Source organism: Modestobacter excelsi, assembly GCF_005930495.1.
Taxonomy (GTDB): domain Bacteria; phylum Actinomycetota; class Actinomycetes; order Mycobacteriales; family Geodermatophilaceae; genus Modestobacter; species Modestobacter excelsi.
In genome coordinates, this window is the sequence record NZ_SJEX01000003.1 from 102,527 (window position 1) to 117,043 (window position 14,517).

Sequence of the window (14,517 nt, forward strand, 5' to 3'; positions counted from 1 at the left end):
GGTCGTGGGGGCGGACGTGGCCGACCAGCCCACCGGAGCCGGGCCCGACCCACCCGCAGCTCCGGCCCTCCCGTGCGGCACGGTGACGTTCCTCTTCACCGACATCGCGGGCTCGACGAGGCTGGTCCGGGAAGACCAGGCCGCCTACGCGATCGCGCTGGAGGAGCACCGGCGACTGCTGAGGGCCACGTTCACCGGGTTCGGTGGCCGGGAGGTCGACACCCAGGGCGACTCCTTCTTCGTGGTCTTCCCGACTGCTGCCCGGGCGGTGGCCGCGGGCGCACAGGCGCAGCGGGCGCTGGCGGCGTACCGGTGGCCGGACGGCATCCGGCTGCTGGTGCGGATGGGCCTGCACACCGGGGAGGCAACCCCCGTCGGGGACAGCTTCGTGGGTCTCGCCGTCCACCAGGCGGCCCGGATCGCGGCGTCCGCGCACGGCGGCCAGGTGTTGCTCTCGGCGACGACAGCGGCCCTCGTCGGCGAGGAGCTCCCGGCCGGCACCGCCCTGCACCGCCTCGGCGGGCACCGGCTGAAGGACTTCCCGCGGCCCGTGACGCTGTACCAGCTGGACATCGACGGGCTCCCCACCGCCTTCCCGGCCCTGCGCAGCCTCGGCCGCTCGCCGATGCTGTTGGACCCCACCGGGCAGCTGCTGGGCCGGGAGGGCGACATCGCTGCGCTGGCCTCACTGCTGTCGCAGGCGCAGACGCGGATGGTCACCGTCACGGGCCCGGGCGGGATCGGCAAGACGAGCCTCGCGCTGCAGACCGCCCGGACGATCGCTGCCGGGTTCCCCGGTGGGGTCGTGCTCGTACCGCTCACCGCGGTCGCGGATGCCGGGCTGGTGCTCGGCACGGTCGCCGAGGCGGTCGGGGCGCCACGCGAACTGGGGATCGACCTGGTGGACGCGATCAGCGCGACCCTGGCGCAGGACAGGACGTTGCTGGTCCTGGACAACTTCGAGCACGTGGTGGCGGCCGGCCCGGGGATCGCTGCGCTCCTGGCCGCGGCCCCGGCGGCGGTGGCACTGGTGACGAGCCGTCGAGCGCTGCGGCTGCGGTCGGAGCGGCAGTACCCCTTGGCGCCGCTGGGCGAGCGCGCCGCGGTCGACCTGTTCGCCGCTCGGGCCGCCGCGGTGCGGCCCGGGTTCTCCGTCGACGCCACCAACGAGGCCGCCGTGACCGAGCTCTGCCGGCGCCTCGACGGGCTGCCGCTGGCGATCGAGCTGGCCGCGGCCCGGACGCGGCTGCTGCCGCCGGCGGCGCTGCTGGCCCGACTGGGTGAACGGCTGGACGTGCTCGGTGGCCCGGTCGACCTGCCGGAGCGGCAGCGCACGCTGCGGGCCACGATGGACTGGAGCTTTGGCCTGCTGGGACCGCACGAGCAGGCGGTCTTCGTCCGGCTCGCCGCGTTCTCGGGCGGGTGGACACCGGACGCTGCCGACGCCGTGTGCGGCCGGCCCGGGGAGCCCGACGTGCTCGGCGCCCTGTCGGTCCTGCTGGACGCCAGCCTGCTGGTCGAACCCGACGCTGCCGACAGCGAACCGCGGTTCGACATGCTCGAGACGGTCCGGACCTACGCGGTCGAGAAGCTGACCGCCTCCGCCGACCGACCGGAGACCGAACGCCGCCACACCGACTGGGTGCTGTCGATGACCGAGCCGTTGCCGCGCGTCGGCCGCCGCGAGTTCGCGGACCTGCTCGCCCGGCTGGACGCCGACCGGGCCAACCTCCGCGCGGCGCTGCAGCGCGCCGTCGACGCCCTCGACGTGGACACGTTCGCGCGGCTCCTGCGGAGTGCCTCGCCCTACCTCTCGAGACGGGACGGCGAGCGGGAGACCGCTGGGTGGTTGGACCAGATGCTGTCCCGGGCGACCGGCGCTCCTGAGGACCTGCGTGGTCGGCTGCTGGTCCTCCGCGCGCTCCTCGCGGGCCTCCTCGGCCACGAGACCGAGGTGCGCCCGTTCCTGGACGAGGGCCGGCGGTTCCTCCCGGACGATCCCGAGCACGCCTACGACCAGGGAATCGCGGCCTATGCGGGGGTCTTCGCCGCCATGGCCGACGGCTGCGTGGACGAGGCCTCCCGTTCCGTGGAGGAGGCCGCGCGGCGCTGGGCCGCGATCGGCCGGGAGAGCGGGGTCGGTTTCACGGTGCTGCTGCGGGCGCACCTCGCGGTGCTCCGAGGCGACCTCGCCGCCGCGGAGCAGCACTACGGGGAGGCGGTCGAGATCGCCGGCCGCCTGGGCGACGAGGCGCTGCTCGGCCAGGCGCTGAGCCTGTGGGGCCTCGTGCTGCTGACCCGGGGCGACCTCACCGGGGGGCGACGGGCGGTCCTCGACGCCGCGGCGGCCAACCGCGGCAGCGGCCAGCCGTCCCGCGTCGCCGCCTCGCTCGAGGGGCTGGCGGCGCTGGCCCTGGCCGATGGCCGGCCGGCCGTGGCGGCACGGGCGCTGGCCGCGGCGGATCAGGCTCGCCGCCGCGTCGCCACGATGCTCTTCCCCGCGGTTGCGCCGCTCGTGGAGGACCTCGGTGCGCGGGCGCGCGAGCAGCTGGGCGAGCCGGCCCACGCGGCTGCGTCGGAGGAGGGGCGGCGGTGGCCGCTGCTGGAGGCACTGGACCGGACGCTGGCGGAGGCTGGCCGGCCACCGGAGACCCAGTCGAGGCAGGAGACTCGATGACCGGGGAAGAGCGCGCGCACGGGGTCACGCCCGGCCTGTGCCGGGACTACGCCACGCGGACCGCCGACCACCAGGCCGCCTTCCTGCAGCCGTACCTGCGGCCAGGAGTGCGGCTGCTGGACATCGGCTCCGGGCCGGGCAGCATCACGGTGGGTCTCGCCCGGGCCGTGGCGCCCGGGCCGGTCACCGGGGTGGACCACGACCGGCGCAGCGTGGAGGAGGCGCGGGAGCGGGCCGCGGTCGCAGGGCTCCCCGATGTGACCTTCCACGAGGCCGACGTCCGTGCACTGCCCCTCCCCGACGCGAGCTTCGACGTCGCGTTCGAGAACAACGTCTTCCTGCACCTGGCCGATGACGCGCTGACCGCCGCGCGCGAGGCGCACCGGGTCCTCGTCCCCGGCGGCCTGCTCGCTGCTCGCGACGTCGACGCCGGATCGGTGGTGTGGGGGCAGGCGAGCGCTGCACTCCAGGAGTTCGACCGGCTCTTCGCGCGCTGGCACCAGAGCCGGGGGACCGACCTCAGGCTGGGACGGCGGCTCCCGGCGATCCTCCGGAGCGCCGGTTTCACGGTCATCGGGGTGAGCGTGTCGGCGGACACGAAGTGGCGTCCGGAGGACGTGCGGCTCCACGGGGAGGCGATGGTCCAGTTGATCGACGGCCCGTTCGGCGCGGACGTCGTCGAGCGGCAGTGGGCCGACGTCCCGGCGACGGCGCGGCTGCGCGACGGTGTGGCGGAGTGGATGCGCCACCCCGATGCCTTCTTCGCCAACGTGCACGTCGAGGTCGTCGGGCGGCGTCCGGCCACCGCATGACACCTAGACGTACTGCGACCTGCGCAGCCAGCTGAAGGCGACCCAGCCGGGCAGTGTCGGCAGCCAGAACGTCGCGATGCGGTAGAGGAAGACGGCCGGGACGGCGATGGTGTGGTCCATCCCCCCGGCGACCAGCCCCGCGATGACGGCGGCCTCCAGCGCGCCGAGGCCACCGGGGGTGGGCGCTGCGGCCGCGACGGCCGCGCCGACGAGGTAGACGGCGCCCACGGTGGCGAAGCTGAGCTCCCCGCCGAAGGCCCGGGTCGACAGGTAGACGCACGTGATGTAGCTGAGCGTCACCACGGCCGAGCCGCCGAGCAGCAGCGCGAGCTTGCCGGGGCTGCGCAGGGCGTGCCCGGACCCGTGGACCGAACGGCGCAGCAGGGGGAGCAGCCGGACCGCGACGAGCCGGCGGACGGCCGGGACGGCGAACATGACGGCGGCCAGGACGACCACCGCCGAGGCGCCCCACACGAGGACCTCGGGGTTCGGCAGCCGGATGGCGCCGACGACGGACCGGCCGGCCCAGAGCGCGAAGGTGAGCAGCAGGAACACGTGCACGACGACCCCGGCCACGGTGTCCAGGCCGACCCCCGAGGTGGCCACCGCCACGTCGACGCCGCTCTTCTGCAGGTAGCGCACGTTCAGTGCCATCCCGCCGAGGCCGGCCGGTGCCAGTTTGCTCGCGAACGAGGAGGCGAGCTGGGTGACCAGGGTCGGTGCCAGACGCAGCCGGTCCGGGACCGCCCCGAGGATGCTCACCGCGGCGCCTCCGTAGCTCAGCGCGGACATCCCCAGGATGAGCGGTGCCCAGGACCAGTCCGCCCCGCGCACCCGGTCGACGATGCCCGGCACGTCGCCCAGCTGGGGGACGAGGACGTACGTGACGGCGGCCAGCACCGCGATCGTCACGACGGTCCGGGGGCCGATCCTGTCCAGGTGCTCGAGCTCCGGCTCCGGGACCCCGGACCGGGCCGACACCGCTGCGCGGACCTGCCCGACCAGGTCCCCCCGGTGCTTGAGCGCCTCCCTCGTCGCGCCGCTGAACGTGTCCGGTTGCAGCCGTGGCAGCGAGGCGGCCACCGCCCCGGTCCCGAGCTCGGCGACCGCGGCGTCGACGACGGGGTCGACACCGACGTCCAACGCCAGCGCGACGAGGAGCTGGGCGACGTCGGCGTCGAGGAGCGCCTGACCCGCAGCGACCTCGCTGAAGCCGAAGTCGATGAGCCAGGGGTCCCCCGCCGCGTCGAGGAGGACGTTGGCCCGCCGCAGGTCGCGGTGGGCGATGCGGTGCCGGCGCAGGAGGGCCACCTGGTGCCAGATCCCCCGCAGGACCGGCACCGTGACCGCCTCGTCCGGCACCCGGTCCAGGGTCGTGCCGTCGATGCGGTCGTAGGACAGCACGATGGAGTCGCGTCCCACCGCGGCGACGGCCCGCAGCCGCGGAGTCCGGGCACCGACGTCGCGGGCCATCAGCGAGACCAGCGCCTCGTGCTCCACGGTGCGGCGCAGCGAGGAGAACGGCCGCTCGTCCCCGACGTTCTTCAGCCGGATGAACCGGTACGCGCGGAACAGCAGGTCCGCGGCCCGCTGCTCGGCGTCGAGGACCTTGGCGAACACCCGGCTCCCGTCGTCCAGGGTCGCGAAGTAGGGAACGGAGCCGCGGGCGTCGACCGCGGCTGGTTCCAGCTCGACCAGCGGCAGCCCACTGCTGGTCAGGGCCGCGGCGATGGCGGCCCGTGTCGGCCGGGAGCTGGGACGACCGAACAGCAGCAGGGTCGCCGAGCCCACCGCTCCGCCCAGGACGAGTGCGACGGCCAGGGTGGCCGGGAGGGCCACCGGTACCGCCAGCCGCAGCAGCGTGAGCACGGCGAGCACCACGACCCCTGCCCGGCGCCACCGCCGGCACACGAACGGGGCGAGCACCACGAACGACGCGGCGGTCACCGCCAGGCCGGCCACGGTCAGCGTGCCGTCGGCGCCGCCCCAGGCGCCGTCGCGGGGCAGCACGTCGGCGGTCCCGCGGTCGAGCAACCAGTCGACCCCCCGCACGGCCGACGCCGCGAGGATCCCGCTCACGGCCAGGTAGCCGAACAGCCGGTAGCGGCGGAGCACGAGCGGGGTGACCCATGCCGCGGTCAGGGACGCGAACAACAGCAGGAGCAGTGCCCCGACCAGGACGCGTTCCACCGTCGACGTCCTGGACCGCTGGGCGAGGTCGTCCTCGAGCGACAGCAGCCCGTCGCGCGACCAGGTGGCCAGGGCGACGACGAGCAGGGTGGTGAGGAGGAGCACGACGGTGCGCAGCACGTCGCTGGGGGAGCGGTCGTAGCCGGTGACCTCCTCCTGGAAGCGGGCCCCGGGATCGGCCACGACGACGGGCCGGGCCGCGACGAGGCTCGGGTCGTCCACCGGTGGGCCGTCAGGCGCGTCGCGCGGGGGACCCGATGGCGCGGGTCCGCGGGCCGGAGCGCTCGGACGTGGCGACTCACGCGGTCGTCCCATGGGTCCGACTCCCTCCACGGACACATCGGTCCTCGGGCCATCCGGCGTCGACGCCCGGACGCCCATCGAAGCAGGTCCCGGGCCGGTCCAGAGCCGTCCGAGGCCTGCGGGTCACCGGCCGCCGGACCACGAGAGGGCGCCACCGGAAGGGTTCCGGCCGGTCCGGATGCGGTGCTAGCGTCCCGGCGCAGTGGACGGGGACCGCGGCGCGACGACGACGAACGGCGCCCCCACGGCCGAGCACCTGAGCGGCTACCGCGCGGCGGTCGACGCGGTCGTGCAGCACCTCGGGGGTCTGCCGGCCGGCCAGGCGCCCCCGGCGGGTGCGGTGCTGGCGGTCGCCGCCGACCTACCGGCGGTGCGCGTCCTCCTGGACCGCCTGCCGGAGGGCGCGGAGGGCGCACTCGCGCGGATCGAACGCGACGTGCTCGCCTTCCGGTCCAGCGCCCGCTCCAACGCCTCGACACCGGCGACCCTGCTCAAGATCCTCCTGCTGCACCAGGTGGACGTCGTCTGGTGGTCCTCGGTCGCGCCCTTCCCCGATGACCGTGCCGTCCTGGGCTCTCCGGAGCTGACCTCCCTGCGCCTGCTCCAGCAGCAGCACCGCCTGCCCTTCTCCTTCCGGGTCGGTGCGACGGGGCTGGCCGGTCGCGCCCGGAACTACGCGGTCCGCCGGTGCGCGCCCGGCCGTGAGCCGCAGTCCTCCGGCTTGAGCTTCCCGCTGGCGCGACCGGCGATGATCGGTCTGCTGACCGAGATCGCGACGTCCTTCGCCCAGGCCGCTGGAGGATGGAGCCGGGGCCTGTGGGTGAACTGCATCGTGCGCAGCAACCAGGGCCAGCAGCGGCTCAGGGACCTCGGCTACTCCGCCTTCCTCCCCAGCGCGCACTGCGTCGGGTACGCCGCGGACCTCGAGATGACCTGGCTCCGCCGCAACGGGGTCGCCGCACCGCTGCAGCAGGTCCTGACCGGCTACCGGGACGCGGGGGTGCTCAACGTGATCGACGAGGGCCAGGCCTGGCACCTGTGCCTCAACCCGGCATGGGTGGGCCGGTACGAGGCCGCGGCCCAGCCCCTGCTGACCGCGGTCGGTCAGGCGCGCTGATGTGCGGGATCGCCGTGCTCCTCGGCCCGGGCGCCGCGAGCCGGCGTGCGGTGTTCGACACGATGCTGGCCGCCGTGTCCGCCCGCGGTGAGGTCGACGAGGTCCTGTGCGACGAGGAGGCCCTGCTCGGCACCGCCCGGCTGCGCATCGTGGACCGGGACCGGGCCGTCCAGCCGTGGACGTCCGGTGACGGCAGGTGGGCGCTGACCTTCAACGGTGAGGTGTTCAACCACGCCGAGCTGCGTGCCCGGCTGCACGCGGACGGCCGCCGCACCCGGTCGACCAGTGACACGGAGGTCGTCCTGGAGGCCGTCCTCGCCTGGGGGGAGGACGCGCTGAGGCACATGCGCGGCGAGTTCGCCTTCGCCGTCGTCGAGCGCGGCACCCGCCGGGTGTTCCTGGCCCGCGACCCGGCCGGGGTCAAACCCCTGTACTGGGCGAGCGCGGCCGGACGCCTGCACATCGCCTCGGAGATCAAGGCCCTGGTGCCGCTCGGCACCGAGGTCCACGAGGTCCCGCCCGGGCACTGCGGCTGGGCCGATCCGGACACGGCCCCGGACCTGCACCCCTACGTCGACCTGTACCGCCTGGGCGAGGGGCGGCCGGTCCTCGCCGACGTGGAGGAAGCCGCAGCCGCGCTCCGGGAGACCTTCACCGACGCCGTCCGGATCCGGGTGGACACCGACCTGCGCGTCGGTGTCGTGCTCTCCGGCGGGCTGGACAGCTCCCTCACCCTGGTGGAGGTCCGCGCGCTGCACCCGGACTGCGTCGCCTTCACCGTGGGGGTCGAGGGCAGTGCGGACCTGGCGTACGCCCGACGGCTCACCGCCGATCTCGGGGTGGAGCACGTCGTGGTCCCCGTCCGACCCCGCGAGCTGCGGCGTCGCGACGTCCGTGAGGCGATGAGGGTCTCGGAGCTCACCGAGTACGGGGACATCATCAACGCCGTCGTCTCCCAGCGCCTCTTCGCCGCCGTGCACGAGGCCGGCGTCAAGGTGGTGCTGACCGGGGACGGGTCGGACGAGCTGTTCGGGGGCTACGAGATGTACCGCCGGATCGCCCCGGAGGACGCCCGCCGGCTCTTCCTGCACAAGATCCGCTACCTGAGCCACACCGAGCTCCAGCGGGTGGACCGGACCTCGATGAGCCACCGGGTCGAGGCCCGGGTGCCGTTCCTCGACCTGGCGATGCTCGACCTCGCGATGCGCATACCGCAGGAGCTCAAGCAGCGGGACGGCTACGAGAAGTGGATCCTGCGGCACGCCTTCTCCGATGTCCTCCCCGGCTACGTGACGGCGCGGCACAAGGACCCGATGTCGCACTCCAGCGGGCTCCACGAACGGATCCGCCTGTTCCGGCCGCTGTTCCCGGCCATGTACCGCAGCCACGGGTACCAGTGCTTCGCACCGCTGCAGCGCGACTTCTCCGAGGTCCTCAAGGACCACGGCTACGACCTGGACGCCGCCGTGGCAGCAGCCCGGCCCGCCCGGGACCTCACGCTCGCCGAACATGGCCGGGACTTCGCCGGGGCCGTCCGCTGGAACCTCACCGACCTGGTCCGCCGCCGCGGAGCGGCTCTTCCTCCGGGCCTTCCCGAGGCGGCACCGGGCTAGCAGGCCGGGCTCCCGGCGAGCACGGGTCGGCGTGCTTGCCTCGACGGCACCGGAGCGGGACGCTGCTGCCGTGCAGGTCCCGCTGACCGCCGAGGACCGGACGATCCTCGCCCTGGAAGGGCCGCACCTCGTTGGGCACACGGCCACGGTGGTCCACCTGCCGGACGGCGCGCCCGGTCTCGAGGAGCTCCGCGAGGCGGTCAGCCACCGGCTGCCCGGGGCTCCGCGGCTGACCTGGCGGCTGGGCGGCACGGCCGGGGAGCCGGCGTGGTGCCCGGACGGGACGCTGGACGTGGCGGCGCACGTCCGGTCGGCCACCCCGGCCGCCCCGCTGGACCCGGCCGGGCTGCGCAAGGAGCTGGCCCGGCTGTTCGGTGAGCACCTCGACCGGACCCGGCCGCTGTGGCGGATGGACCTCGTCGGCCCGTTGGCAGCTGGTGGAGCGGTCCTGGTGTGGCGGGTCCACCACGCGCTGGCCGACGGCGGCACGGTGATGCGGCTGGCCGACGGCGTGCTGTGGGACCCGGCGCCGGAGACCGGCGGGCGCAGCACCGGGGCCGCCCGGCCGGGGACGTCCGCGGCCGACCTCCACCGGCCCTCGCTGGCCGGCGTGCTGACCGGGGAGCTCGTCCCCGGCCTGCGGCGCTCCCCGTTCGACGCGGCCATCGGCCGCGAGCGGGACGTCGCCCTCGCCACCGCACCGGTGTCCGCCCTGCGCGAGGCCGCCCGCGGGGTCGCCGGCGCGACGGTGAACGACGCCGTGCTCGCGGTGGTGGCCGGTGCGCTGCGCCGGTGGCTGGAGCACCGGCACGGACCGCTGTCCGGGCTGCGGGTCAAGGTGCCGGTGACCCTGCACCACGACGGCGACCAGGCCGGGAACCGCGATTCCTGGTTCCGGGTCGACCTGCCGGTGGACGAGCCGGACCCTCTGGCACGGCTGGCGGCCGTCCGCCGGGAGACGGCCCAGCGCAAGGCCCGCCACGACGCCGAGCAGCTCGACGAGCTGATGGCCCGGATGGCCCGCCACTCGCCGCGGCTGGCGGAGTGGTCGCAGCGACTGCAGCGCAGTGGGCGGTCCTTCGCACTCAACGTGTCCAACGTGCGCGGTCCCGACCGGCCGGTCACCGTGCTGGGCGCGCCCGTCGCCGCCGTCCAGCCCCTGGTGGAGGTCGCCGAGCACCACGCGCTGCGGGTGGCGGTGCTGTCCGTCGGCGACCGGCTGGGTTTCGGACTGGTCGCGGACCCCTCGGTCGTCGGGGAGCTCGACGTGCTGGCCGGCGCCGTGGAGGAGGCGGCCACCGAACTGCAGCTCGCCGGACAGGAGGACGCGCTTCCGGGCTGAGTCCTGGAGGCGGTGACCGCGTCAGCCGAGCTGCCAGAACCCACCGACCAACCCCAGGCCCTCCAGGACGGCCTGGTTCTGCTCGCGGGAGTGGGGCGTCCACCCAGGGTCGAGGCGGTCGCCCCACCAGCCCCGCGCAAGGGCGTTCAGCGTGGTCACGGGCAGCATCGCCCCGGGGGACCGGGAGCCCAGCCAGCGGTCGACGTGCTCCTCCGACCGGAAGAGGTTCATCGTGCTCTAGGTGAAGGCGATGTCGTCCCACCACCGCTGCGCAGGGACCAGGCAGTGGAAGACGAGGGACGGCTGGTCCAGGTGCTGGCCCTGGACGGTGATCGCAAGTGGCTCACCGCAATCGGGGCAGGACGCCCGGACCTGCCCGTCGGTGTCCAGCGCAGCGCAGATCCCGAAGGCGTCCCAGGCGCAGTTCGCGTACCACCAGCGGCCGTGGGCCAGCACCCGGTACGCCGTGGGGACGGCGGAGAAGGGGTTGGCCATGCGGATCTCCGTCCCCTCGGCGTCGAGGACGAGGGCGTGGCCGTCGTGCAGACGGCGCCATCCCGCCAGCACGTCGACGGCCGTCGAGCCCGTCGAGGCGGCGACCTCCTCCGCCGACGGCGCCCGACCGAGGGCGACGAACATGCCGTAGGTCGTGTTGCGCAGGGAGACGTCGGCGGGGTCCATGCGCGGAGTGTGGCCCCGCTGCCGGCCCACCGGGAACGGGTCGGGAGCCCCTCGGGTCCGTGGCCCGATGCCGGCTCGGTGCCACCCCTGCCCGTTCCCGGCCCCTCACTGTCCGCAGTCACCCGGCCGGGCGGGTGCACCGGCTCGCCCGGCACGGCGGGCGCGCCGCTCCACCTCCGCACGGGGAGCGGGGCCGGTGGGACGCTCGGGTCAGGACGGGAACCGTTCCGTCCGGTCCGGAGAGGGCGCGGTGGTCGCCGATGTCCATGTCGTGGAGCGACCCTGGGAGAGCGGTGTCCCGGGGCCGCACGGTGGTCGCCCTGGCCTGCCTCCTGCTGCCCGGGTGCGCCGCTGCGCAGCAGACCGGTGCGGCGCCTCCTCCGACGGCCGCAGCAGTCGACTGGCTGAACACGACCTACCAGGTGACCTGTGACGGCATCGTCCCCGGTGGCTTCCCCGCGACCGTGGTCGACGGCAGCGCGCGGGTCCCCGCCGACGACACCCGCCCGCCGCACTACGACCACTACGACGTCCGGGTCACGGCCACGGCGAGCGGTGACGTGGACGGCGATGGTGCGCCCGACTCCGTCGTCGCGCTGGACTGCTCGCCGCAGCCGTCCAACGGCATCGTGCAGGAGGTGCAGGTCTTCTCCTCGACCGGTCGCCCGCTGGGCACCCTGCCCAGCCCGCGCACGATGGCGGAGGCCATGCAACTGCCACCGGTGTACGACCGGGCGGGGCTGTCGGTCCAGGACGGCGAGATCGTCGCGGCGATGACGGCCTACGGGCCGGACGACTACCACGCCAGCGGCCCCTCCGTGCCCCTCACCGTGCGCTGGCGCCTCGACCGACAGGAGTTCGTGCGGGTCTCGCCGTGACCATGGCCGTGCCCGCGGTCCGCTGAGGTGGCTCCCGCCGTGTCTCACGGGGAGTCGGGACGCTTGCGCCGTGAGCGACGCCTCGCCACCGCCGGATGCCGGGGCGGGATGGGCTCCGGTCGGGGCAGCAGGACCGCTTCTCCGGGGAGCGTGGCCGGACCATCCTGATCCGGTACCCGGGACGTCGTCGGTCACCGGGTACCCGGGACGGCCTTCCGGACCGCGCGCACCGCCGGAGCGGCTGGTGTCGTCGACGCCGCTCGGGTCTGCCCCGGAGCGAGGCACTGACATGTCGGTCCGTGGCGGGCACCGGCAACCGGGGCCCGCCGTCGAGGGGGTGCAGGTCATGCTGGGCGACAAACTGGGTGAGTCCTCGGGCAGGTTCACCGCGATCCGGGTCCTGCCGACCGAGGGGGCGCAGGTCTGGCTGGAGGTGTCCTTCCAGGGCCGGGGACAGCTGCTGGGCCAGGAGATCAACGACACCGGCACGTACCGGCAGACGATCCGGCCCGAAGGAGTGCTGTACGGCGAGGGGCACGTGCTGATGATGTCGCCGACGGGCGACGTCGCCGACTGGGTGGGCGGTGGGGTCGGTCGTCCGACCGGCCCCGGCTACCAGGCCAGCTTCGGCGTCACCGGCTCGTTCCTCTCGGCCACCGGCATGCTGGCCGCGGTGACCGAGGTCGCCGACGTCATCGAGTACGAGGTCGAGGAGGACGGCAGCTACCACTGGACCATGTGGGCGTGGACCGGTTCCGGGGTCCCCGCCGCCCAGCGCTCCACGCAGGGCGCCATGGCCTCCGGCGGGTAGCCGTCGTCAGCCCGATCGGCGGCCCGGTGCGGGATGCACGCACGTCGTCGTGCGCAGCCGGGCCCCGGTCGGTGCCCTGCGACGCCGAGGGCAACGCCGCCCCGGACGACGCACGCTCAGCTCCGGGCGGGCGGCGACGGGACCTGCGCCCGCCGGGCCGGCTCGGTCTGCACCGCCCGAGCCGCCGTCCGGTCCGACGAGGTGACCGTCGAGCGAGATGCCCATGGCACAGGGCACGCTGCGCACCGAGGTCCTCCGCGGTGACGGGGGTCCTCCCGCCTGTGCCGGCCGCGAGCGTGCCTCGTCAGTGCGGAGCTGGTCGGCCGTCGGGGTCGGTGCCCGGCGGGTCCGTGTGCCGCTGCCGGTCGTGGGAGAGGTACTCACCGACCAACTGCTCGGCGGCCGAGGAGGTGGGTGGACGAGCCCGTGATCGCCGAGAGGAAGTGGGGCCCGCTCAGGGTGGCGAGCTCGGTGTCCTCGACGGCACGCACGGTCGCCGTCCGCGGCACCGCCCGGAGCAGCGCGATCTCGCCGAAGGCCTCGCCGGGACCCATCCGGCGGATCTCTCGGTCGTCGTCGAGGACGGCCACCCGGCCGGACTGGATGACGTAGAACCCGTCGCCGGGGTCACCCTGCCGGAACACGTCGGTCTGCGCCGGGACACGTGACCTGTCCAGCCGCTGCGCCAGGCTCTCGATGACCGGGACGGGCAGGAGCCGGAACATGCCGACCCGGCGCAGCAGCACGATCCGGTCCTTCCGCACGCCGATGTCCGCATCGATCGCCCGGAGGCCGGCCCAGCGCGCCATGACCACCACCGGGAGGATGCCGCCGGTGACGACGAGCGCAGCGGTGTCGCCCAGCACAGCGAGGAGGAACGGGATCGCCAGCGAGCCGAGCGCCACCGCGAGCGAGAAGACCGCCTCGGTCAGGGCGAGCACGCGAGCCAGCGTCTGATCGGGGACGAGCCGCTGCAGCAGCGTGAACCCGGTGACGTCGACGAGCGCGTTGGCGGCGCCGATGACCACGAAGGCGCCGACTGCCACGGGGCTGCCCGTCAGCAGGCCGATGAGGACGATCGGCACACCCCACAGCGCGATCCCGGCACCGAAGAGCGTGCCGAGCCGGGCGCTCCCCGCGGCGCCGATCGACGCCATCGCCGCCGCGAACCCGCCGACCCCGAACGCCGCCCAGAGGACCCCGACCCCCGGGCGGCCCAGGTCGGTGACCTGCACGGCCACCACCACGGCCAGCACGGTGAGCGCGCCGCGGACCAGGCACTGCGCGCCGCCCAGCACGATGACCTCGAGCGCCCGGCGGCGTCGGCGCAGCTCGCGCAGGCCCTCGACCACGTCGGCGACCACCCCGACCCGGCCGGCCGGCCCGTCGGACGCGGTGCGGCGGGGCGACTCGTACCGCAGCCCGGCAGCGAGCACGCCGGCGGCACCGGCGAGCAGGGCCACCGCGGCGAACGCGGCCGCCGGGTCGTACGCCGCAAGCAGCGCGGCGGCGGCGAGGGGGCCGGCCAGCCCCGCCGCCCCGTCGAGGATGGCCCGGACCGCGTTCACCCCGGTCAGCTCGTCGGGGGTGGTGCACAGGGTGGGGAACAGGGCGGCGAGGACCGGCCGGTAGGCGGCATGGCAGACCGTCGACAGGGTCAGCAACGTGTAGACCACGGCCGGCTGTGCGGCGGCCACCGCCGCTCCCGCTGCGGTGGCCGCACGGAGCGTGCACGCGATGACGAGCAGTCGGCGGCGCGAGACGCGGTCGGCCAGCGCGCCCAGCCAGGGGAGCGCCACCGTCGCCGGCAGCACTCGCAGGAACCCGACCAGGCCCACGCCGGCCGCGCCGTTCTCGTCGAAGGCGTACACCGTCATCGCGGAGAGGAAGAGGAACTCGCCGGTCCAGGCCAGCAGCGACGACAGCTGCGCGAGCCGGAGGTTGCGGTTGCGGGTGACCGATCGGCGTCAGCGGCGTGGACATGTCCTGGACGTCGACGTAGAAGGTCTGCACCCGGCCGATGTCCTCGAGGTCCTGGGCGATCTCGTGGACGACCAGCTCGGTGGAGGTGGTGCCACCGTTCCGGAAGAGGT

The 14,517-nt window shown here is 74.8% G+C and carries 11 protein-coding genes; 7 read left to right on the forward strand and 4 right to left on the reverse strand.

The features are described 5' to 3' along the window. The first annotated feature begins 4 nt into the window (after nucleotides 1-4). Both FHL80_RS02275 and FHL80_RS02280 read left to right on the forward strand, forming a co-directional pair. Nucleotides 5-2,677 carry an adenylate/guanylate cyclase domain-containing protein gene (locus FHL80_RS02275; RefSeq protein ID WP_216870354.1) on the forward strand — a complete coding sequence of 891 codons (2,673 nt, stop codon included), beginning with the start codon at nucleotides 5-7 and terminating at the stop codon, nucleotides 2,675-2,677. Beyond that, nucleotides 2,674-3,489 carry a methyltransferase domain-containing protein gene (locus tag FHL80_RS02280; RefSeq protein ID WP_138731849.1) on the forward strand — a complete coding sequence of 272 codons (816 nt, stop codon included), beginning with the start codon at nucleotides 2,674-2,676 and terminating at the stop codon, nucleotides 3,487-3,489. The genes FHL80_RS02275 and FHL80_RS02280 overlap by 4 nt, the downstream gene beginning before the upstream one ends. 3 nt (nucleotides 3,490-3,492) lie before the next feature. On the opposite strand, the gene FHL80_RS02285 is transcribed toward FHL80_RS02280, so the two are convergent. Next, a complete protein-coding gene (locus tag FHL80_RS02285) occupies nucleotides 3,493-5,901 on the reverse strand; it encodes a lysylphosphatidylglycerol synthase transmembrane domain-containing protein (RefSeq protein ID WP_138731850.1) in 2,409 nt (802 codons plus the stop codon). 283 nt (nucleotides 5,902-6,184) lie between these two features. Here FHL80_RS02285 and FHL80_RS02290 point away from each other — a divergent pair, with 283 nt between their 5' ends. From FHL80_RS02290 to FHL80_RS02300, 3 genes are all read left to right on the forward strand, one after another. After that, a complete protein-coding gene (locus FHL80_RS02290; RefSeq protein WP_138731851.1) occupies nucleotides 6,185-7,099 on the forward strand; it encodes a DUF5715 family protein in 915 nt (304 codons plus the stop codon). Then, a complete protein-coding gene (locus tag FHL80_RS02295) occupies nucleotides 7,099-8,712 on the forward strand; it encodes an asparagine synthetase B family protein (protein ID WP_138731852.1) in 1,614 nt (537 codons plus the stop codon). The genes FHL80_RS02290 and FHL80_RS02295 overlap by 1 nt, the downstream gene beginning before the upstream one ends. Nucleotides 8,713-8,782: 70 nt before the next feature. Further along, on the forward strand, nucleotides 8,783-10,054 hold the full coding sequence (locus tag FHL80_RS02300) for a WS/DGAT domain-containing protein (RefSeq protein WP_216870355.1): 1,272 nt from the start codon (nucleotides 8,783-8,785) through the stop codon (nucleotides 10,052-10,054). A 21-nt stretch (nucleotides 10,055-10,075) separates the two neighbouring features. On the opposite strand, the gene FHL80_RS02305 is transcribed toward FHL80_RS02300, so the two are convergent. Both FHL80_RS02305 and merB read right to left on the reverse strand, forming a co-directional pair. Continuing rightward, complete coding sequence (locus FHL80_RS02305; protein WP_138731854.1) at nucleotides 10,076-10,285, reverse strand: hypothetical protein; 210 nt, start codon at nucleotides 10,283-10,285, stop codon at nucleotides 10,076-10,078. A 6-nt stretch (nucleotides 10,286-10,291) separates the two neighbouring features. Continuing rightward, a complete protein-coding gene (gene merB / locus FHL80_RS02310) occupies nucleotides 10,292-10,735 on the reverse strand; it encodes an organomercurial lyase (RefSeq protein ID WP_138731855.1) in 444 nt (147 codons plus the stop codon). A 293-nt stretch (nucleotides 10,736-11,028) separates the two neighbouring features. Here merB and FHL80_RS02315 point away from each other — a divergent pair, with 293 nt between their 5' ends. Then, nucleotides 11,029-11,613, forward strand: coding sequence for a hypothetical protein (locus tag FHL80_RS02315; protein ID WP_138731856.1), 585 nt, complete (start codon nucleotides 11,029-11,031; stop codon nucleotides 11,611-11,613). A 346-nt stretch (nucleotides 11,614-11,959) separates the two neighbouring features. Further along, the gene (locus FHL80_RS02320) at nucleotides 11,960-12,424 is read left to right on the forward strand and encodes a hypothetical protein (protein ID WP_216870356.1); all 465 of its coding nucleotides are present in this window, start codon (nucleotides 11,960-11,962) and stop codon (nucleotides 12,422-12,424) included. Nucleotides 12,425-12,804: 380 nt separating this feature from the next. Here the strand turns inward: FHL80_RS02320 and FHL80_RS02325 are convergent, their stop codons facing one another. Continuing rightward, the gene (locus tag FHL80_RS02325) at nucleotides 12,805-14,349 is read right to left on the reverse strand and encodes a cyclic nucleotide-binding domain-containing protein (protein ID WP_342777302.1); all 1,545 of its coding nucleotides are present in this window, start codon (nucleotides 14,347-14,349) and stop codon (nucleotides 12,805-12,807) included. Nucleotides 14,350-14,517: the final 168 nt, after the last annotated feature.

What these genes read in the sequence shown, in the direction of transcription:
- FHL80_RS02320 (WP_216870356.1), top strand. Translation starts at nt 11,960, where the DNA reads ATGCTGGGCGACAAACTGGGTGAGTCCTCGGGCAGGTTCACCGCGATC.
- FHL80_RS02305 (WP_138731854.1), bottom strand. Translation starts at nt 10,285, where the DNA reads ATGAACCTCTTCCGGTCGGAGGAGCACGTCGACCGCTGGCTGGGCTCC.
- FHL80_RS02295 (WP_138731852.1), top strand. Translation starts at nt 7,099, where the DNA reads ATGTGCGGGATCGCCGTGCTCCTCGGCCCGGGCGCCGCGAGCCGGCGT.
- merB (WP_138731855.1), bottom strand. Translation starts at nt 10,735, where the DNA reads ATGGACCCCGCCGACGTCTCCCTGCGCAACACGACCTACGGCATGTTC.
- FHL80_RS02280 (WP_138731849.1), top strand. Translation starts at nt 2,674, where the DNA reads ATGACCGGGGAAGAGCGCGCGCACGGGGTCACGCCCGGCCTGTGCCGG.